This window comes from Streptomyces sp. NPDC088354 (genome assembly GCF_044753585.1).
In the GTDB taxonomy this organism is placed as follows: domain Bacteria; phylum Actinomycetota; class Actinomycetes; order Streptomycetales; family Streptomycetaceae; genus Actinacidiphila.
This window is the reverse complement of the sequence record NZ_JBIVNJ010000002.1, coordinates 366518-386268: the sequence shown is the minus strand read 5'-3', so window position 1 is coordinate 386268 and position 19751 is coordinate 366518. Positions and strand designations below refer to the sequence as shown.

At 72.8% G+C, this 19751-nt stretch carries 20 protein-coding genes; 4 read left to right on the top strand and 16 right to left on the bottom strand.

What is annotated here, in order from left to right; all coding sequences use genetic code 11:
• Positions 1–21 precede the first annotated feature (21 nt).
• Positions 22–732, bottom strand: coding sequence for a prepilin peptidase (locus ACIP98_RS05045; protein WP_401973790.1), 711 nt, complete (start codon positions 730–732; stop codon positions 22–24).
• A gap of 36 nt (positions 733–768) precedes the next feature.
• Here ACIP98_RS05045 and ACIP98_RS05040 point away from each other — a divergent pair, with 36 nt between their 5' ends.
• Complete coding sequence (locus ACIP98_RS05040; RefSeq protein ID WP_401973788.1) at positions 769–1155, top strand: DUF192 domain-containing protein; 387 nt, start codon at positions 769–771, stop codon at positions 1153–1155.
• 426 nt (positions 1156–1581) lie between these two features.
• On the opposite strand, the gene ACIP98_RS05035 is transcribed toward ACIP98_RS05040, so the two are convergent.
• The 11 genes from ACIP98_RS05035 to ACIP98_RS04985 form a co-directional block, all read right to left on the bottom strand.
• Complete coding sequence (locus ACIP98_RS05035) at positions 1582–2214, bottom strand: OmpA family protein (RefSeq protein ID WP_319658743.1); 633 nt, start codon at positions 2212–2214, stop codon at positions 1582–1584.
• A gap of 3 nt (positions 2215–2217) precedes the next feature.
• The gene (locus ACIP98_RS05030; protein ID WP_401973786.1) at positions 2218–2601 is read right to left on the bottom strand and encodes a hypothetical protein; all 384 of its coding nucleotides are present in this window, start codon (positions 2599–2601) and stop codon (positions 2218–2220) included.
• A 224-nt stretch (positions 2602–2825) separates the two neighbouring features.
• Positions 2826–3380, bottom strand: a complete 555-nt coding sequence (locus tag ACIP98_RS05025) for a pilus assembly protein TadG-related protein (RefSeq protein WP_401973784.1) — start codon at positions 3378–3380, stop codon at positions 2826–2828.
• A gap of 35 nt (positions 3381–3415) precedes the next feature.
• Entirely contained in the window at positions 3416–3616 is a 201-nt protein-coding gene (locus ACIP98_RS05020) for a hypothetical protein (RefSeq protein WP_401973782.1), read from the bottom strand.
• A gap of 284 nt (positions 3617–3900) precedes the next feature.
• Positions 3901–4788, bottom strand: coding sequence for a DUF5936 domain-containing protein (locus tag ACIP98_RS05015; protein WP_401973780.1), 888 nt, complete (start codon positions 4786–4788; stop codon positions 3901–3903).
• A gap of 16 nt (positions 4789–4804) precedes the next feature.
• Positions 4805–5743: a type II secretion system F family protein gene (locus tag ACIP98_RS05010; RefSeq protein WP_401973779.1), complete on the bottom strand. Its 939-nt coding sequence runs from the start codon at positions 5741–5743 to the stop codon at positions 4805–4807.
• Entirely contained in the window at positions 5740–7077 is a 1338-nt protein-coding gene (locus tag ACIP98_RS05005; protein ID WP_401973777.1) for a CpaF family protein, read from the bottom strand. Before ACIP98_RS05005 ends, ACIP98_RS05010 begins: the two co-directional genes overlap by 4 nt.
• Positions 7074–7472 carry a TadE/TadG family type IV pilus assembly protein gene (locus tag ACIP98_RS05000; protein ID WP_319658739.1) on the bottom strand — a complete coding sequence of 133 codons (399 nt, stop codon included), beginning with the start codon at positions 7470–7472 and terminating at the stop codon, positions 7074–7076. The genes ACIP98_RS05005 and ACIP98_RS05000 overlap by 4 nt, the downstream gene beginning before the upstream one ends.
• Positions 7469–9034 carry a P-loop NTPase gene (locus tag ACIP98_RS04995; RefSeq protein WP_319658738.1) on the bottom strand — a complete coding sequence of 522 codons (1566 nt, stop codon included), beginning with the start codon at positions 9032–9034 and terminating at the stop codon, positions 7469–7471. The genes ACIP98_RS05000 and ACIP98_RS04995 overlap by 4 nt, the downstream gene beginning before the upstream one ends.
• Complete coding sequence (gene cpaB, locus ACIP98_RS04990) at positions 9031–9744, bottom strand: Flp pilus assembly protein CpaB (RefSeq protein WP_319658737.1); 714 nt, start codon at positions 9742–9744, stop codon at positions 9031–9033. The genes ACIP98_RS04995 and cpaB overlap by 4 nt, the downstream gene beginning before the upstream one ends.
• A gap of 12 nt (positions 9745–9756) precedes the next feature.
• Positions 9757–10665, bottom strand: coding sequence for a hypothetical protein (locus ACIP98_RS04985; RefSeq protein WP_401973774.1), 909 nt, complete (start codon positions 10663–10665; stop codon positions 9757–9759).
• A gap of 284 nt (positions 10666–10949) precedes the next feature.
• On the opposite strand from ACIP98_RS04985, the gene ACIP98_RS04980 reads away from it, so the two are divergent.
• Positions 10950–12446 (top strand): glycosyl hydrolase family 18 protein, encoded by a 1497-nt coding sequence (locus ACIP98_RS04980; RefSeq protein ID WP_319658735.1) that lies wholly within the window; start codon positions 10950–10952, stop codon positions 12444–12446.
• 107 nt (positions 12447–12553) lie between these two features.
• Here ACIP98_RS04980 and ACIP98_RS04975 read toward each other — a convergent pair whose 3' ends face one another.
• The 3 genes from ACIP98_RS04975 to ACIP98_RS04965 are packed head-to-tail and all read right to left on the bottom strand — an operon-like array spanning position 12554 to position 14621.
• Entirely contained in the window at positions 12554–12958 is a 405-nt protein-coding gene (locus tag ACIP98_RS04975) for a RidA family protein (RefSeq protein WP_319658734.1), read from the bottom strand.
• A complete protein-coding gene (locus ACIP98_RS04970; protein WP_401973771.1) occupies positions 12955–13713 on the bottom strand; it encodes an IclR family transcriptional regulator in 759 nt (252 codons plus the stop codon). Before ACIP98_RS04970 ends, ACIP98_RS04975 begins: the two co-directional genes overlap by 4 nt.
• On the bottom strand, positions 13710–14621 hold the full coding sequence (locus ACIP98_RS04965) for a sugar kinase (protein WP_401973769.1): 912 nt from the start codon (positions 14619–14621) through the stop codon (positions 13710–13712). Before ACIP98_RS04965 ends, ACIP98_RS04970 begins: the two co-directional genes overlap by 4 nt.
• A gap of 110 nt (positions 14622–14731) precedes the next feature.
• Between ACIP98_RS04965 and ACIP98_RS04960 the strand changes: the two genes are divergently transcribed.
• Positions 14732–15973, top strand: coding sequence for an amino acid deaminase (locus ACIP98_RS04960; RefSeq protein WP_401973767.1), 1242 nt, complete (start codon positions 14732–14734; stop codon positions 15971–15973).
• A 425-nt stretch (positions 15974–16398) separates the two neighbouring features.
• Positions 16399–17970: a D-aminoacylase gene (locus tag ACIP98_RS04955; RefSeq protein ID WP_319658730.1), complete on the top strand. Its 1572-nt coding sequence runs from the start codon at positions 16399–16401 to the stop codon at positions 17968–17970.
• Here the strand turns inward: ACIP98_RS04955 and ACIP98_RS04950 are convergent.
• Positions 17891–19687, bottom strand: coding sequence for a P-loop NTPase fold protein (locus tag ACIP98_RS04950; RefSeq protein WP_319658728.1), 1797 nt, complete (start codon positions 19685–19687; stop codon positions 17891–17893). The two genes, ACIP98_RS04955 and ACIP98_RS04950, sit on opposite strands and share 80 nt — an antisense overlap.
• Positions 19688–19751 lie beyond the last annotated feature (64 nt).

The window sequence follows — 19751 nt, the reverse complement described above, 5'->3', positions numbered from 1 at the left end:
CGTCCCCGCCCGGCGTCCTGGTCAGGGGAGCAGCAGCACCCCGGCCAGGGCGCCGGCCAGCATGAACGGCCCGAAGGGCAGCGGCGTCCCGCGGTCCGCGCGACGGGCCGCCAGCAGCGCCAGCCCGGTCACGGCGCCCAGCAGGAAGGCCGTGAAGGTCCCGGCCAGCAGCGTGTCCCAGCCGTACCAGCCCAGCACCAGCCCCGCGGTGGGGGCGAGTTTGACGTCCCCGAAGCCCATGCCGCCCGGATTGACCAGGTGCAGGACGAGATAGAACAGCCCCAGCGCCAGCCCTCCGAGCAGGGCGCGCGGCCACGACCCGGCGTGGCCGGGAGCCGTCGCGGCGACCCCGAGCAGCGCTGCCGTCCCCGCCGCGGCGGGCAGTGTCAGCACGTCCGGCAGCCGCAGCACCGCCAGGTCGATCCGGGCGAGCAATACCGCGAGCGGTACCAGCAGCAGCCAGACGGCGAGCTCGGGCCGCGCCCCCAGCCGGCCCGCCAGCGCCGCGCACAACACCGCCGTGAGCAGGGCGTACCAGCGCCCGGCCGACCACTGCGTCCCGCGCACCGGCCCCAGCCAGCCCGGCACTCCCGCCGGGTACACCTGCCCCTCGGGGCCCTCGATCCGCCAGGGCTGCTCGGCGCCGACCGCCAGGCGGTGGGCCGCACGCGGCAGGACGAGGCCCGCGCCCGTTCCCCAGACGGCCGCCACGGCGATCGGATAGACATGCACCGGGCGACCGTACACGGGCCCGTGTCCCGGAGGGAGATGACCGCATTGCGCATCCGGCTGCGCGACGGCGCCGCGCAACTGAGCCTGCCCGGGGGCGTGGTGCCGCTGGAGGTCGCCGCGTCCTACCGGGCCCGCACCCGCGGTCTGCTGGGACGCGACGGCGTCGCCGGCGCCCTGCTGCTGACGCCCGCCGCGAGCGTCCACACCCTCGGCATGCGGTTCGCCATCGACGTCGCCTACCTCGACCGGCGGCTGCGCGTGCTGGCCGTGCGCACCATGGCCCCGGGCCGGATCGGCCGGCCGCGGCTGCGGGCCCGGCACGTGCTGGAGGCGGAGGCGGGCGCCATGGCCGGCTGGGGACTGGTGCGCGGGATGACGGTGTCCGTGGAACCCGGAGAGGCCGTGGAACCCGGGGAGCGCTGAGCGTGAAACGGGGCACCCGGGGCGGCGAGCCCGCCCGTTCCGCTGAGGCACCTGGTGATCACGGTGCGTGTTCGGGAACCCCTGCCCGATCGGGAAAAGGAGACGGGCCGGTCCGCAGGGGGGGAGAGCGGACCGGCCCGAGGGGGGGGGTTTCCAAGGTACCGCGTATCCGCCGCTGTGCAGGACCAAGGTCATGAGGGAGATGTGAAGGTTCCCTTCAGAAAGGACCGCAGCCGGAATCCGATTCACCCCTTTGGCCCTATAAGCGGTGTCCTTCTCCCCAAAACATACCGATGGCGTGCCCATTTCGTCACTCCGCGTCACAGGGCGGGCGGCCGAGGAATTTAACAGCTCATGGGTCCCGGGTACCCCACGCGGGTGAGTCGCGCCGTTGACCGGGCGCCGCGCCCACGCCTCATGTCCTGGCTAGGAGGGGCGGAACGTGATCTCCACACGGCGGTTCTGCTTGCGGCCCGCCTCGGTGGAGTTGTCGGCGATCGGGTAGTCCTCGCTGTAGCCGCGGACCTGAAAGGCATGGCTGTCGTTGCCGAGCGAGGCCAACTGACCGGAGAGGATCTTGTAGACCGCGTCGGCGCGCTTCTTGGAGAGCACCTGACCGTGTGCGTAGGAGCCGAGGTTGTCCGTGAAGCCGAAGACGCGGATCGGCTGCGTCACGTTCTTGGCGTCGATGTCGGATGCGATCGCCCTGATCCGCGCCGCCGCGGCCGGGTTGAGTTTCGCGCTGTCCCTAGGGAACAGCACATCGGCCTGGAGGGCGTACGTCACCGAGGAGTTGGACTCCTCGTGCCGTTCCTCCCCGTCGTCGGCGGAGGCGTCCTCGGACGAGGACCCGTCCGTCACCGACACGATGTCCAGCACCTTCGGCGGCGCCAGCTTCGCGCCCTCCGGGAGTTCCAGGTCGGGGTCGTTCGCGTCGATCGCGGTCGGCGCGGACGGGGTCGGCTGCGCCGTCGGGGCGTCGTCCGCGTGCGCCGCCGGCGTCACGAGCGTCAGCGCGAGACCCAACGCGGCCGCGGCCACGGATCGGGGACGGGGCATGGCTCACCCCTCCGAGAGCGTGATCTTGGCCGGGGGCATCGTCGGCAACTGGAACTCCACCTCGGTGGTGGCGGCCGGCGGGGCCGGGAACTGGGCGAAGAACGGTCGCGTCTCCTCGGGCCGGATACCGATCAGCTCGGTTGTACAGAGGCAGACCCCGTCAGTGTCGCGGAGTACGTAATAGCGCTTCTTGCCAACCTCGTCGATCAGCATCGCTCCGGCTACCGATGCGCCTGACTTCGCGAGCCCCACCTCCGGGCCGATCCAGCTTGTGGCATTGAACGAGTCCGGGCCGTGGTTCGCAACGCTGCCCTTCACTGTCACGAAGCCTCCCGAATCACGCGTGGCCGAGCTGATCGTGACCGTGATGCCCTTCTCGCCCTTCATTTGAGCCAGAATCTGAGTGGGCTCCGTGGACGGCGACGCAGCACCGGCGCCCGAACCACTCCGAGCAGAACGCGTTTCAGAGGGGGCACCACCGCCCGGCCCCCCGTCACCGCTACCGCCTCCGCAACCCGTCAAGGCAAGAGCCAGGCCCGCCGTGACAGCCAGCACGGCCATGCCCCTGCGGCCCATCACCCGCTGCCGGTATCGCATCGGTCCCCCGTTCCTCACTCGCTGAGATGGACGGAATAGAACTCCGCCAGATTCAGATCGAAGTCGTTGGCCGTCGGATCCACGCTCACGGCCCCCTTGTCACAGGTGAACTTCACCGCGTCGCCGTCTTTGTCGTCCACCGTGCATCGCGCTTCGACCACGCCGGTGGCGGTGGCACGCGCGTGCATATTCTCGGTGCCGTGCACGACCGACTTGCCCACGGTCCCCTCCGTGTGAAGGGAGACCTTTGCACCGCTTGGCCCGCTGACGAGGTCGCAGGTGTCGATGACCGCGCGGTTCTCGACGGCGAAAGTCCGCGCCGCGCCGCACGCACCCCCGCCGTCCATTCCGTTCCCGGCAAGCAGGTCGGCCAGCTTGCCGAGGTCGCCAGACTTGAGTGCGTTCAGGAAGTCGTCACGAATGCCGTCACGTGTCTCGCGTGCTGCGGCCAGCGCCGCCGCATCAGCCGCCGTCTGCGCGCTGTTACGCACGGAAGAGGCCTGCCCGACGGCGAAGAAGGCGAAAGCGAGAAAGAACAGCGCGGCCACAGCAACGATGTAGAGGCCCAACGTCTGCCCCTTGTCGTCTCGAATGCGGCCTCTGCTCATCCTCCGGCGTCGATGATGTCCTGAATCTTTCCGAGGATGCCGTTCAGAACTGTGGTGCCAATGTTCGTCGTTCCCGCGAGCACCCCGATGATCACCGCGATCACGACCGCGATCCCCAGGTACTCGAAGGACGTCTGCCCCGCGTCGCCACCTGCGCGCATGCGCATGCGCACGCGCAGCGCTGTCAGTCGTGTCACAACCCACCTGCTCATGTTCCGTGCCCCAAACCGTAGTCACGTGACGTACGCCGGCCGCGCCCCTTGCGTCGGCCGGGCTCTGGCTGTCGCGGCGGGACAGGACGGCGGCGAGGTTCACGGTGCGCCGCCTCCCCTCGGGCCAACCCGCTGCGATCCGTGCTCGATTGCAGGTGCAAATATGGTTGCGACTGCAAAGGTACACCGCAACCGTGGACTTCCGCACCCGACAAGGCGGGCTTCGGTCCATACCCACCACGGCCCCCGGCCATTCGCCCATGTCCCCCTCACCCCAGCAGATCGCCGAAGTTGATCCGGGAGCCGAGGATCGTCCCGGTCATGAGGAGGATCATCGTCGCGGGGACGAGCAGCGTCGTGATGACGCCCGTCGCGCGCGGCACTGTGCGGGCCGCTCGGCGGCGGGCGTTCTGGGCCTCGGTGCGCCGCATGTCCGTGGCGATCTGGAGCAGCGTGCGGGCGATGGGCGCGCCCAGTTCCTCGCCCTGCTGCAGGGCGGAGACGAACTGCCCGACCTGCTCGCTGCTGTTGCGCCTGCGCAACTGGTCGAAGGCGTCGCGGCGGCTGACGCCGACGTCCATCTGGCGCAGGGCGATGCGGATCTCGTCGCTCCAGGGCCCCTTGTAGACGGAGGCGACGCGTTCGAGCGCCTGGCGGAAGCCGAGTCCGGCGCTGACCACGACCGCGAGGACGTCGAGGAAGTCCGGGAGGGTGCGCTCGATCTCGTCGCGGCGTCTGCGCACGGCGAGCCAGATGCCGAGGTCGGTCCAGCCGAGGCCGTACGCGACCATCAGCAGTGCGGCGAACCAGTGGCCCGCCCGCAGGAGGACGAGAGCGGCCAGCGCCCCCAGAGCGCCGTAGACCGCACGGCGGGCGGCGTAGCGGTCGACGGTCAGGCCGTAGGGGTGGCCCGCGTGGTCGATGCGGGCGCGGACGCGGCTGACGCGGGCGGGCCCCATCAGGCGCAGCACGAGCGGTGCCCAGCGGATGCCGAGGCGGTCGACGGCGTTGCCGACCCGGGTGGTGCGGGTCCGACCGACCTCCAGGGCGAGTTGGAGGTCGCTGGGCAGCTTGACCTCGGAGCGGTAGAGGCCGATGCCGTAGCACAGGCCGAGGACGGCCAGCGCGGCAACCGCGGCCAGGGCGAGGGAGATCACCGGTGTCCCACCCTCCTCAGACGTCGATCCGCGACATGCGGCGGATGAGGGCGAATCCGACGACGTACAGGCCGAGGGCGACGACGACGGCGATCCGCCCGGCCCCCGAGCCGGTCATCGCGCCGAGCGAGCCCGGCATGATCCGGTCCAGGAGCAGCAGGGACCCGATGCCGATGAACGGCACCGCGTACGCGGTGACCGTGACCTGCGACATCTGGGTGCGGATCTCGCGCCGGGTCTCCTTGCGCTCCTCCAGGGTCACCGTGAGGTTCCGCAGCGACTCCACGACCGAGCCGCCGGCCCGCGAGGACAGGACGAGGGTCGACACCAAAACCACCAGTTCCCGGCTCGGCAGGCGTTCGCGCAGTTCCTCCAGGGCGTCCTCGATGGAGTGGCCGAGCGCCATGGCGTCGGCGACCTTGCGCAGTTCCTCGCCGGCCGGCGCGTCCAGTTCGTCGGCGGCCATGGAGACGGCCGTGCGCAGGGCCAGCCCGGCCTGGGTGGCGTTGGCCAGTACGCGGGCCAGGTCGGGCAGCTGGGCGATGAAGCGCTCGGTGCGCACCCGCCGCCGCCAGCCGAGGAAGGAGCTGACCGCCCAGGCCGCGAGCAGCGCGGCGATCGGGCCGAAGAAGGGGGCCAGCACCACGTCGGCCACCAGCCACGCCCCGCCGACCACGCCGACCGCGGCGGCGGTGAACTGGCCGGGGGTCAGGTTGGTGCCCGTCGCGGCGAGCCGGGCCGCGAGCCGCCGGCCCCACCCGGTGGTGCGCACCCGGCGGTCCAGGCCGGAGAAGGCGACCGCGCTGCGCCGGCCGGCCGGGATCTCGGCCAGCCGGTCGACCAGGGCGGCCCGGTCGGCGCGGCCGCCGGCCCAGGCGTGCAGTCCCCACACGCCGATCACGAGGGCGAGCCCGGTCACCCCCAGCACCGACAGTGCCATCGTCGCGGAACTCACTTGGCCTCCCTGGTCGACAGCTCCAGCTCGGTCTCCCCGACCCCGAACGCCGCGGGGACCGACTCCCCCGCCAGGTAGAGGCGTTCCGCCATCTCCCGGGGCACCGGCTGGTGCTGGAACCAGCCCCGTACGATCCGGTCGGCGCCCATCGGCTCGGCGCGGAAGCGGGTGGCGCTGGTGAGCCGGAAGACGTCCCGGCCGCGGGAGGAGAGCATCGCGATCTCGGCGATCCGGCGGGTGCCGTCGACGTCGCGGCGGAGCTGGACGATCACGTCCACCGCGCTGTTGATCTGGTCCCGCAGGGCCTCGAAGGGGATCTTCACCTCGGACATCGACGCCAGCGTCTGCAGCCGCAGCACCGCGTCCTCGGCCGAGTTGGCGTGCACGGTGGCCAGCGAGCCGTCGTGGCCGGTCGACATCGCCTGGAGCATGTCCAGGGTCTCGCCGCCGCGCACCTCACCGACGATGACCCGGTCGGGCCGCATGCGCAGCGAGTTGCGGACCAGGTCGCGGATGGTGATCCGGCCGTGGCCCTCGACGTTGGGCGGCCGGCTCTCCAGGCGGACGACGTGCTCCTGCTGGAGCTGGAGTTCCGCCGCGTCCTCGACGGTGATGATGCGCTCGCCGTCGGGGATCAGCCCCGACAGGGAGTTGAGCAGTGTGGTCTTGCCGGAGCCGGTGCCGCCGCTGACGATGATGTTGAACTTCGCCCGCACCAGCGCGGACAGCAGCATCAGCATGTGCTCGTCGAGCGTGCCGAGGCCGATCAGCTCGTGCAGGGTGTAGGCGCGCGGGAAGCGGCGGATGGTCAGGATCGGGCCGGTCAGGGACAGCGGCGGGATGATGACGTTGACGCGCTCGCCGGACGGCAGGCGCGCGTCGACCATCGGGTTCGACTCGTCCACACGGCGGTTGACGGTGGAGACGATCCGCTCGATGGTCTGCAGCAGCTGCTCGGCGCTGCTGAACCGGGCGGCGACGGGCTCGACCCGGCCGCCGCGCTCGATGTAGATCCGGTCCGGGCCGTTGACCATGATCTCGGTGATCGACGCGTCCTCCAGCAGCGGTTCGAGGATGCCGAGGCCGAGGGCCTCGTCGACGACCCGGCGGATGATGCCCGTGCGCTCCTTCGTGGACAGCACGGGGCCCTCGCGGCTGATGATGTGGCCCAGTACGCGCTCCAGGCGTACGCGGCGCTCGGCGGCGGCGAGCGCCGACATCTCTGCGAGGTCGATCTCCTGGAGCAGCTTGGCGCGGTAGACGGCCACGAGGTGGCCCTCCTGCGTCTGCGGGGCGGTGTCGTCGTTGGCCGCGATGCGGTCGCGCAGGCTCATCCGTCCGCTCCTTCCCCGAGTTCCCCGTCGTCGTCCTCCCTGGGCATGGTGGCGCTGCGGGTGACGGAGCCGGGGCTCAGGCCCGGGATCACCGAGGGGATCTCGATCGTGGCCGTGGCGTGCGTGGCGTCGCCGCCGTCGTCGGTGGTCACGTCCGTGCCGTCCCGCAGCCAGGAGCTGACGGCCTGGGTGCCGGCCGCCGAGCCGCTCAGGGGGTGGTCGTGGCGGGCCTCCATGCGGGCGGCGGCGCGGGCGGCGGTGCCGGCCTGGGCGGCGGTGTAGGCCGCCAGGCCCAACTGGACGCCGGCCAGGGCGATGAGCAGCAGGATCGGCAGCATCCCCAGGAACTCCAGCGAGGCGCTGCCCCGGTCCCGCCGCCGGGTGCGGCCGGTCACGGGGCGTCCACCTCCTCGTCGACCGCCGAGGCGTGGCCGTGCACCCACAGCGGGAAGTCGACGGCGCCGGGGAAGAGCACGGGCACCTTCAGCCCGACGGTCACGTCCACCATGCCGTCGGTCCTGCCGGAGTCCACCGTGACCTGGTCCCAGGCGCCCGGCAGGTCGTCGACCGCCGCCGCGCGCGCGTCCTCGCCGACCGCGGCGGCGCGGGCGGCCTGGTCGGCGGCGTGCCCGGCGAGCGTGAAGGTGTAGCCGGCGAGCACGGCCTGCCAGACCAGGATCAGCACCAGCAGGATCAGCGGTGTCATGCCGAGCGTCTCCAGCACGACCTGGCCCTGGTCGCCGCGCGTGCGCCGGCCCCGCCGGGGGACGAGGGCGGTCCCGGCGCCGGACAGGCCCACCTCGGCGGCGAGGGCCCACACGCCCTGCTTGACGGTGGAGCGGTTGTCGAGGTCCTGCAGCCGTCCGGCGTCGACGACGGCCTGCAGCTCCCTGAACGCCGCGGGGACGACGGCGGTGGAGACCCTGGTCCCGGTGATGCGGGCGACCAGCGAGGGCTGGATCTCGCTGCCGCGGGTGTGCCGGTTGACGGTGACGAGGACGTCCTGCGGTTTGCGGATCTGCAGCCGGTCCCACATGCGCACCATCCGCTTGGCGGCGCGCACGGCGACGACGTCCGGGGTGGTGACGAGCAGAGCGGTGTCGGCCGTCTCGACGGCCACCGCGTTGGCACCGGTCATCTGGGTGCCGCAGTCCACGACGACGACCTCGTAGCGCTGCCGCAGGGCGTGCAGGACGTGCCGCGCCGAGCGGTCGGTGACCTCCTCGCCGCGCTCTCCGTCGCCGGGGGCGAGCAGCAGCGCGGGCCCGGACTCGTGGACGTACATGGCGTCCTGGAGCACCCGGCTGGTCACGTCGGGGATGTCCGCCAGGTCGGCGACCGAGCGGCGGAACTGGACGTCGAGGTACGAGGCGATGTCGCCGCCCTGGAGGTCGAGGTCGACCAGCGCGGTGGACTTTCCGGCGGCCTGCGCGGCCAGGGCGAGTTGCACGGCGATCACGGTGGTGCCGACCCCGCCCTTCGCCCCGGCGACCGCGACCATGGTGCCGCCGGGTACGGCGGGCAGCGCGGCCTGCTGCGGGCTGAGATGGCGCCGGACGCCGGCGGCCCAGCCGGCGGCCGCCTCGATGCGGGCACCCAGCTCGTCGTACGACAGGGGCAGGGCGACGACGCCGCGCGCGCCGGCGTCCATGGCGCCGGACAGGACGGCGGGGCTGGGGTCGGCGGTGAGCAGGACGACACCGACGGCCGGGAAGCGCAGCGCGATCTCCCGGATGACCTCCAGGGCGGGCATCGGGCTGATCCGGTCGTGGACGACGACGGCCTCGGGCAGTTCGTCGATCCCGGTGTCGGCGGCCCGCGCGAGGACGTCGAGGAGGGTGGTCGAGTCGGGCAGCGCGGGCCCGGGGTCGGCGCCGGGCAGCTGGTGGAGCAGCCCGGTGAGGGCGCGGGCGGTGTCGGGGTCCGGGGTGCCGGACAGGATGCGCACGCCGTTCACGAGGCGGCCCCGTCGCGGGCGAGGGTGTAGGTCCGGTCCCGCGCCGAGGGCGCGGTGTCGTCACCGGGGGCGACCAGGGCGAGGCGGACGTGCCGGGCGAAGGACTCCGCGAAGGCGACCCGCTGGGCGTCCTCGGCGCCGAGGGCGAAGGTGATGGGGACGCCCTTGCCGCCGGCCCGCTGGCTGTCGGCGCCGGTGTCGAACGCCCTGATCTCGCCGACGTCGATGACCCGGGCGTTCGCCACGATGATCTTCGAGACCTCGGGGTCGGTGTCCTTGCGGGGGGCGAAGGTCGCGAAGATGTTGACCCTGGCCCCCGGTGTGATCTTGCCGGCGACGCCGGTCTCCGCGTCGATCATGATCGCGATCTCCATCTGCCCGGCCTGCAGGGCGGGCCGTTCGGCGACCATGTCGGTCTGCAGCAGCGATCCGCGCTCCAGCGGCACGGCGGCGATCTTGCCGCTGAGCTGCCCGACGTCGCGGACGGCCGTGGCCGGCAGCCAGCGCTTGGGTATGCGGACCGCCTCCAACTGGCCGCGGCCGATGGACTCGTACGCGGGGACGTCCTTGGCCAGCCGGTACGCGGTCACCTTGGGTCCGACCTGGGAGCGCGCGTCGCCGATGACGGTGACGACTCCCGCGAACGCGGCGAGCGCGCAGAGCGCGGAGACCACGAGAAGGACGACGCCGCGACGCTGACGTGAGTTCATAGAGGTGGGGCCCTATCGCTCAAGTGCCGAGTGCTGGTGGGGAGAGCCTTCGGGAGGAGGGGACGGGAGGGAGGGGGCGGTGCGGGACGCCAGGCTGTGCGGGCGCCGCTGCGCGTGCACGACCTGACGCGGCCGCTCGGGCGGCCGGATGCGCTGGAGTCCGTCCACCGCGGCCGAGCAGAACAGGCAGCGGTCGCCGATGACCGCGAGGCCGCACCAGCCGCAGCTGTCCCGGCGCACGGAGGTGACCAGTTGGTAGAGCACGCCGACGTCGGCGATGTAGGCGGTGAACTCGACCAGCTTGCCGGTTCCCCACCAGCGCGCGGAGTCCGCGGGCAGCGGCACCTCGCGCACGTGCTGGGCGCGCCAGGCGCGGGCCAGCGGGCCGGTGACCCAGCCGGGGTCGACGCCGTGGCCCTTGGCGAGCGCGAGCTGGGTGAGGAACGCGGGGCCGGCGGGCACCGCCGCGGGGTCGGCCTCGACGAGGTGCGGCTCGGGGTGGGCGAGGACGGCGAAGTGGCGGCCCGGCACCAGTGATTTCAGGTGCGCGCCGACCGGGACCTCGACCCGGTCGAGCTTGGCGACGGAGCCCAGCAGCGCGCCGGAGTAGAGGTAGTGCGACAGCAGGCGGGCGGCGCCCGCGAGCACGCCGGGGCCGAGGTCGGTGGCGGCCAGCTGCCGCAACTGCTCGGCGAGCAGGACGGCGGCCAGCGGCGGCAGGTCGACGGGCACGATCGCCACCCGGTCCGCCTCCAGGGCGGCCCGCACGGTGTGCACCCGGCGGCGCACCGGATCGGCGGGGTCGGGCGGCACGAGGAGGACGAGGTGGCCGTGGACCTCCAGAGCGGCGACGGTGCGGCTCACGTGCTCCTCCAGGGGGAGCGCGAGGTCGTCCGTCGTGACCGCTATGACACTCGACACCCGTTGCCTCCCGGAACTCCCGCCCAGTCCCATCGCGGTGAGCCTATCGGTGCGTAGTGGGAGCAGCGCGCTAAGTCGCCGAACACTTGGTGAAGTCGGTACCCAAGTGACGGGGCGAATACGCGTACGGGCGCAGATGCTCGGCGCATATGCGCGGCCGCGGGAGCGGGACGGCCAAGGGGCCAGGGGTATTGACCGGGGGATTGGTCTGGACCAAACTTCGACCTCACAAGAGTGGCCACTCGCGTACCCGTTGCCCAACTCCTCGCCCCCAGGAGGCAGTAGTGGAACTCGCACGCCCGCGGAGCACCGCCCTCAGAGCCGCGGCGGCCGTCGGCGCCGCCGCTCTCGCGGTGGCGGGACTCGTCGCCAACTCCGGCAGCGCGAACGCCGCCGACACCAACCTCGTGGCCAACGGCGGATTCGAGAGCGGCCTGTCCGGCTGGTCGTGCACCGCCTCCAGCGGCGCGGTCGTCGGCTCCCCCGTGCACGGCGGCACCAAGGCCCTCCAGGGCACGCCGTCGTCCTCCGACAACTCCCGCTGCTCGCAGACCATCAGCGTCCGGCCCAACTCCACGTACACGCTGAGCGCCTATGTCCAGGGCAGTTACGTCTACCTCGGCGCCACCGGCACCGGCATGGCGGAGGCCTCGGTCTGGACCCCGTCCGCGACCTCGTACCAGCCGCTGTCCACGAGCTTCACCACGGGCGCGAGCACCACCTCGGTCACCGTCTACCTGCACGGCTGGTACGCGCAGCCCGCCTACCTGGCCGACGACGTGAGCCTGCTGGGGGCACCCGGTTCGGGCACGCCCACCCCGACACCCACCCCCACGGACCCGACGCCGACCCCCACCCCGACGGACCCGACGCCGACCCCGACGCCCACCGGTGGCGGCTCGCTGCCCAAGCACGTGCTCACCGGCTACTGGCAGAACTTCAACAACGGCGCCACCGTGCAGACCATCGCGCAGGTCCCGAGCCAGTACGACATCATCGCGGTGTCGTTCGCCGACGCCACCACCACGCCCGGCGCGGTCTCCTTCACCCTCGACCCGGCGCTGAACTACTCGGTCGGCCAGTTCAAGGCCGACATCGCGGCGAAGAAGGCGGCCGGCAAGAAGGTCGTCGTCTCCGTCGGCGGCCAGAACGGCACGATCAGCGTCACCGACTCCGCCTCGGCGAACAACTTCGCGAACAGCGTCTTCTCGCTGATGCAGACGTACGGGTTCGACGGCGTCGACATCGACCTGGAGAACGGGATCAACGCGACCTGGATGACGCAGGCGCTGCGTTCCCTGTCGGCCAAGGCGGGCACCGGGCTGATCATCACGATGGCCCCGCAGACCATCGACATGCAGTCGACGTCCTTCGGCTACTTCCAGACCGCGCTCAACATCAGGGACATCCTGACCGTCGTCAACACCCAGTACTACAACAGCGGTTCAATGAACGGCTGCGACGGCAAGGTGTACTCCCAGGGCACGGTCGACTTCATCACCGCCCTGGCCTGCATCCAGCTGCAGAGCGGTCTGGCACCCTCACAGGTGGGTCTCGGCCTGCCGGCGTCATCCCGGGCGGCGGGCAGCGGCTACGTCTCGCCGACCGTCGTGAACAACGCCCTGGACTGCCTGACCAAGGGCACCAACTGCGGCTCGTTCAAGCCCTCCACCACCTGGCCGGGGCTGCGCGGCGCGATGACCTGGTCCACCAACTGGGACGCGGCGAACGGCAACGGCTTCTCGGGCACGGTCGGCCCGCACGTGCACGGGCTGCCGTAACCGGCGGGACCGTCACCCAGACCCACCGCGCCCCCGGGAGAGGTCCCGCGCCCCGGGGGCGCGGTGTCACGTTCACACCGCCGGCCCCACCGCGGTGGGGGCGGGCGTCAGTCCAGGACGGCCAGGGCGTCGATCTCGACGAGCAGCCCGGCGGGCAGGCCGACGTAGACCGTCGTACGGGCGGCGGGGGCGCCCTCCAGGCCGGCGAAGTACTCGTCGAAGAGGGCGTTGAACTCGGCGAAGTGGGCGGTGTCGGTGAGGTAGACGCGGATCATGACGGCGTCCTCCCAGGAGGCGCCGCCCGCCTCCAGTACCGCCTGGACGTTGGCGAGGGTCTGCAGGGTCTGCTCCCGCAGCCCCGGCCCGACCGGGGCGGGGGCCCGGCCCGGCACCGCGGGGCCGAAGCCGACCTGGCCGGCGACCTGGAGGATGTTGCCCTTGCGGACCCCGTGGGAGAACGTGGCCGGCGGGGTGGTGTGGGTCGCCGGGGTGATCGCGGTCTTGTCGCTCATCGGGCTCCTTGGCTGGGTTGTCCGGAGTACTCGCGGCTGATCGCCTCCGCGGTGCGCTGGACCTGCGGGCGGAGCCGGAGCAGGTCCTCCGCGCTGACGACCACATTGGGGGCGGACAGGGAACAGGCGGCCGCGACGCGCCCGTCCGCGCCGCGGATCGGCGCGGCGACGCAGTTGATCGACTCCTCGTGGCCGCCGAGGTCGCTCGCCCAGCCCTGCTCGCGCACGCGGGCGAGTTCGGCCAGGTGGGCGGCGGCGTCCGGGGTCGAACGGGAGGTGTAGCGCGGGTACTCCAGCCCCCGGGCGACCGCGCGCCGCTCGGCCTCGGGCAGGTCGGCCAGCAGCAGCTTGGCGACGGCCGCCACGGTGATGGCGACAGGCTTGCCGATCCGCGAGTACATGCGGACTGGGTAGCGGCTGTCCACCTTGTCGATGTAGACGACCTCGCCCTCCTCGTACACGGCGAGGTGCACGGTGTGGCCGGTCAGCTCGCCCAGGGCGACGAGGTGGGGGTGCGCGATGCCGCGGACGTCCAGGTTCTCCATCGCCTCCTGGGCGAGGGCGAACAGCCTGGTGCCCAGCCGGTAGCGCTGGTCGTCCTGGCGGTAGACCATGCCGTGCTCGTGCAGCGTGCGCAGCAGCCGCAGCGCGGTGGACTTGTGCACGTCCAGGCGGGTGGCGACCTGTTCGAGGTTGGCGGGCCCCTCCGCGAGGAGGGGCAGGATGCGCAGGGCGCGGTCCACGGTCTGGCTCATGCGCGCAGTCTCCCCCATGCCTCGTCCCCGAGTACGGCAAGGGAATCGCCGCGTACCCCGATCGCCGCGGCGGCCAGCGCGTGCCCGCGGGCGAGCCGGTCGGGCAGCGGCAGCGCGCGCAGTGTCGCGGACAGGAATCCGGCGGCGAAGGCGTCGCCCGCGCCGACCAGGTCGACCACCGGCGCGCCGGCCGCGGGGACGAAGACGCCCGCACCGGTGCCCTCGTAGGCGGTGGCCCCCAGCGCGCCCTGCTTCACGACGAGCACGGCGGGCCCGGGCAGCGCCTCGCGCACGGCGTCGGCGTCCGGCAGGCCCCAGGCGGCCTCCGCCTCGTCCTCGCCGACCAGGACCAGGTCGCAGCGGCGCGCGAGCTCGGCGAGTTGCGCCGGGTCACCGGAACGCCACAGGGCGGGGCGGTAGTTGACGTCGAAGGAGACCAGCGGGCGCCCGGGCCCCGGCGCGGTCAGCTCGCGCACGAGGTCGGCGCAGCCCGCCGAGAGCGCGGCCGTGATGCCGGACAGGTGCAGGACCCTGCCCGCCCATGCCTCCTCGCGCCCGACGGCCGCCGGGGACAGGGCGGTCGCCGCGGAGCCCGCCCGGTAGTACGCGACCTCGCCGTCCCCGGTGCGGAAGTAGACGCCGGTGGGACGGTCTGGGTCGCGGCGCACGGCGGAGACGTCGACTCCGGCCGCGGCGATCTGCGCGAGCAGAAGGTCCCCGAACGGGTCCGCGCCCACCCGGCTGATCCAGCGGGCGGTGTGGCCGAGCCGCACCAGCGCGCAGGCGACGTTGGACTCGGCGCCGCCGGTGCCGCGCGCGAACGAGGCGGCCTCGGCGAGGCGCTGCCCTGGCGCGGAGGGCACGAAGGTCACCATGGATTCGCCCACGCACACGACGTCCACGCTCACTTCGGCTCCCTCCTGGGCACCGTTGACCCGGCGCCGGCAGGGATGTTAGACACGTCGGAACACCATACGCAATGACCATTGCACATATTGCAACGCTCCTGGGAGGCCCCATGCGGATCGACGAGCTGCGCGAGGAACGCGTGGACCACCGCTTCAAGGGGCTTCCCCCCGACGCGGACGGACGCACCGTCGGCGAACTCGCCGCCGAGCGCCGCTCCCTGTTCGACGGCGGCTTCACCACCCCGCTGCTCACGCTCTCCGGGCCCGCCCTGGAGCACAACCTCGCCCAGCTCGCCGCCTACACGGACAAGCACGGGCTCGCCTTCGCACCGCACGGCAAGACCTCGATGGCCCCGCAACTGTTCGCCCGCCAGATCGCGTACGGCGCCTGGGGCATCACCGCCGCCACCCCGCACCAGGTGCGGGTCTACCGGGCGTTCGGCGTGCCGCGGGTCTTCCTCGCCAACGAACTCGTCGACGCGGCGGCACTGCGCTGGCTCGCCCGCGAGCTCGCGGAGGACCCCGGCTTCCGCTTCGTCTGCTACGTCGACTCCGTCCAGGGCGTCGAGCTCATGGACGCGGCCCTCACCGGCGTCGTCGACGTCGTGGTGGAACTCGGCGCGGCGGGCGGCCGCACGGGGGTGCGCGGTCCCGTCGAGGCGGCACGCGTCGCGGACGCGGTGACCGCGGCGCGGCACCTGCGGCTGGTCGGCGTCGCGGGCTACGAGGCGCCCACGCCGGACCCGCGCGCCTGGCTGGACGAACTCGTCGCACTGGCGGGGGACTTCGACGCGGCGGGGCGTTTCGTCGCGGCCGAGGAGATCGTGGTCAGCGCGGGCGGCAGCGAATGGTTCGACGGGGTGGCCGAGGCCTTCGGCTCCCTGGGGCCGTTGTCCCGTCCCGTACTCAAACTCCTGCGGTCCGGGGCCTACGTCACCCACGACGACGTCCACTACCGGGACGTCACGCCCTTCCGCGGCCGGATCGCCGCGGAGGGCTCACTGGAGCCTGCGTTCCGGCTGTGGGCCCAGGTGCTCTCCCGGCCCGAACCGGGGCTCGCCCTCCTCAACGCGGGCAAGCGCGACGCGCCCTACGACCTCGATCTCCCGGTGCCGCAGGTCGTGCGCCCCGCCGCCGGCGGCTCCACCGTCCCGGCGGCGGGACTGACCGTCACCAGGCTCGCCGACCAGCACGCGTTCGTGTCCGTGGCCCCGGGCGGGGTCGACCTGGCGGTCGGGGACTGGGTGGGGCTGGGGGTGTCGCATCCGTGCACGGCGTTCGACAAATGGCAGCTCATTCCTGTCGTGGGCGAGACCGGGGTCGTCACGGACTTCGTCCGTACCTTCTTCTGACCGCCCGGGTAGGTTTTTTCCCCGCCCGCCCTCCCCCAGCTGCCGCTGGGGGAGGACCCCGCCACGCCCCCACCCGGGCCGGTGGGGGTGCTGTAGGCGGTGACGGCTGCGCCCTTGGACTGCGCTGCGCCAACGGTGGCCCGAGCATCGTGCCGTCTCTACCCCCCACCGGGGATCAGGCGCATGACGAAACTGAGGGGGCGGGGTCGTAGGGGTGGGTGTTCTGGACTGTGGAGCATATTTGGGTGCATGACCCGGGGTGATCAACAGATCGTGCCCGAGGCACCGAAATGTGCTGTCCAGAATGCCCAGCCCCGGAGGCCCCGCACCCGGCGCACCCCGCACGCGCGCCGGGATCACTGACTTCACAGGGCACACGGGCGGGCGGGCGGGGAAAAACCTGCGGAAAAGGAGGAGCGCCGCGCATGGATCTGGGCATCCGCAACGCGACCATCGTGGACGGCACCGGAAAACCCCCGTACGTCGCGGACGTCGGCCTGCGCAACGGCCGCGTCGCGGAGATCGGAACCGTGCGCGGCGCACGCCGGACCCTGGACGCCACCGGGCTCGCACTCGCCCCCGGGTTCATCGACATGCACGCGCACAGCGACCTCGCCCTGCTGACCGACCCCGCGCACGAGGCCAAGACGGCACAGGGGGTCACCCTGGAGGTGCTGGGGCAGGACGGGCTGTCGTACGCGCCCGTGGACGACGCCACCCTCGCCGGGCTGCGCAGCCAACTCGCGGGATGGAACGGCGATCCGGACGGGCTGGACTACGACTGGCGCAGCGTCGGCGAGTACCTGGACCGCCTGGACCGGGGCATCGCCGTGAACGCCGCGTACCTCGTCCCGCAGGGCACCGTGCGGATCCTCGCCGTGGGGTGGGAGGACCGCCCGGCGACGCATGCCGAGCTGGACCGGATGAAGGAGCTGGTCGCGGAGGGCATGGCGCAGGGGGCGGTGGGGATGTCGTCGGGGCTGACGTACACCCCGGGGATGTACGCCTCGGACGCGGAACTGACCGAGCTGTGCCGGGTCGTGGCCGCCCACGGGGGCTACTACTGCCCGCACCACCGCAGTTACGGCGCGGGCGCGCTGGAGGCCTACGCGGAGATGATCGCGCTGACCCGCGAGGCCGGCTGCGCCCTGCACCTGGCCCACGCGACGATGAACTTCGGCGTGAACGCCGGCCGTGCGCCGGATCTGCTGGCGCTGCTGGACGCGGCGTTGGCGACGGGCGCGGACATCAGCCTGGACACCTATCCGTATCTGCCGGGTTCCACCACGCTCGCCGCGACGCTGCCGAGCTGGGCGACGGAGGGCGGCCCGGAGGCGACCCTCGCCCGGCTCCGGGACGACGCGCAGGCGGAGCGCATCCGGCGGGCCATGGAGGTGGACGGTTCGGACGGCTGCCACGGGGTGCCCGTGGACTGGTCGACGATCGAGGTGTCCGGGGTGCGCGAGCCGGCGCTCAGGGCCCACGTGGGCCACCGGGTACCGGACTTCGCCACGGCGCGCCGGCTGCTGCTGGAGGACCGGCTGGGCACAACGATCCTGCAGCACGTGGGCCACGAGGAGAACGTCCGGGCGATCATGCGGCACCGGGCGCACACCGGCGGCAGCGACGGGCTGCTCGTCGGGGACAAGCCGCATCCGCGCGCGTACGGCACCTTCCCGCACTATCTGGGCCGCTACGTACGGGAGCTGGGGGTGCTCTCGCTGGAGGGCTGCGTCGCGCGTCTGACCGGCCGCCCGGCCGCCCGGCTGGGGCTGACCGACCGCGGGCTGGTCCGCGAGGGCCACCGCGCCGACCTGGTGCTGTTCGACCCCGCGACGGTGGCGGCGGGCGCGACGTTCGAGCGGCCGCGAGGGCTGCCCACCGGCATTCCCCACGTGCTGATCGACGGACGGTTCGTCATCGAGGACGGCCGGCGGACGGACGTGCTGGCGGGACGCTCGGTACGGCGCCGGGCTGCCGGAGCATCCGGTCGATGAGCCCGTACAGCGCGGCGGGTTCGGCGGCGACGCCGAGCGCGCCGGCCTGCCGGGCGCGTTCCTCGCGTTCCGGGGCGACCCAGCCGGTGTAGAAGAGCGCGGGACCGGTGTAGCGGCCCGTGCCGCGCAGGTGCTCGAGGTCGGTGAAGCCCGCCTGGGGGTCGCCGTGCCGTCCGATGTCGGAGAGCAGCAGGTCGGGGGCGGCGGCCCGCAGCCACTCCTCGGCACCGGCGCGGTCCTCGACCACCTCGACCCGGGCGCCCCTGCTCCGCAGCGCGTGGACCTCGGAGGAGACGGTGTGCGGGTTGTCGTCGATCCACAGCACGCTCAGACCGGTGTACGGGCCGGGCTCCGGGGGTTCGGGGGCTGCCTGCGGGGCCCGCTCCTCGTCCAGTTCGACCGTGGTCACCGCCGCGGCCCGCGGCGACCGCCGCAGGCGGCGGATCAGACCGGCGGCCTCGGGCATCCGGACGAGGTCGTCCACGAGCGAGGTGAACCCCCGGTCCCCGACCAGCGCCACGAAGGCGGGGGGCAGCCGGCGTTCCAGTTCGGCCAGTGCCCGCGTGCGATCCTGCGGCGCCGGGTCGGCGGCGAGCGGCACCTCGTGCTCGGTGAGCAGGCGGCGCACCAGTTCACTGCCCTGACCGGTCAGGGGCGCGGGCGCGCGCAGCAACCGGCGCACCGCACGGTAGTCCAGGAACTCCTGGATCGCGTCGCCGCCGCGGCCGCTCACCAGCACGCGGTGGAAGTCCCCGTACAGGTGCTGCAGCAGGAGCGTGCGGAGCATGACCTCGGGCCCGAAGTCCCGCCAGAGGGGATTGAGTCCGGCTTCCAGGACGAAGCCGTTGAGCAGCCGTTTGACGCGGCGCGGGTTGCGCCCGGTGCGCTCGGCCAGCAGCGCGATGTGCGGGCCGTCGAGGAGGTCGCCGATGCCGGCCCGGGCGGCGCAGCCGCGCACGTACGCCTCGATGTCGTCCGGCGGCGGGACGCGGTAGTTGGTCTGGAAGATCTTCTCCATGAAGGCGGAGCCCGCCGGGGACAGGTCGCCCAGCAGGCCGCCGGGGGACAGCGCGGAGCGGTCGCAGCCGATGACGAAGGCCAGACCGGGGACGTCGAGGTAGACCTTGACGGCCTCGCAGACGGCCAGCACGGTCTCCTCGGAGCAGCGGTCGAGGTCGTCGATGAAGACGACGAGCAGCCGGCGCGGCGCGTGCTCGGCGGTCTGCGCCCATTGCGCGGCCAGGTCCCGCAGGGCGTCCCGCATGTCGTTGCGGGCCTGGGCGTCGGCGGACAGGCTGCGCCAGAGCTCGTCCACCAGTCCCGCCGCGCCGAGCGGCCCGGCGAGCAGCGCCGTTCCGGCGCGGAGGGTCCGCAGCAGCACGCGGTGCTCGGTCGCACGGTGCAGCGCGCGCCGCAGCAGGCGACGGTCGAACTGCGCCAGGACGGATTTGATGAGGCCTTCGAGGGCGTCGGCGCCGCGCGAGGTCCAGGCGTTGTACCAGACGGTGTGCACGTCGGCGGTGCCCGAGAGTTCGGCGTCGACCAGGCGCATGAGGCTGCTCTTGCCCATCCCCCAGCCCGCGTCGACGGCGAGGGTGAGGGGGGTGGAGCCGCGGGAGTCGATCAGCAGCCGGGCCAGTTGCCGTGCGGCACCGCCCGTGCCGAGGAGGTCGTCGCCGGCGGTGGCGACGGGTTCGTCGTTGAGCAACGAGAACATGCCGCGAGGGTAGCGGTCCGTCACCGTTCGGCGCACACGTGGTCAAGAACACGGGGCGATCGGC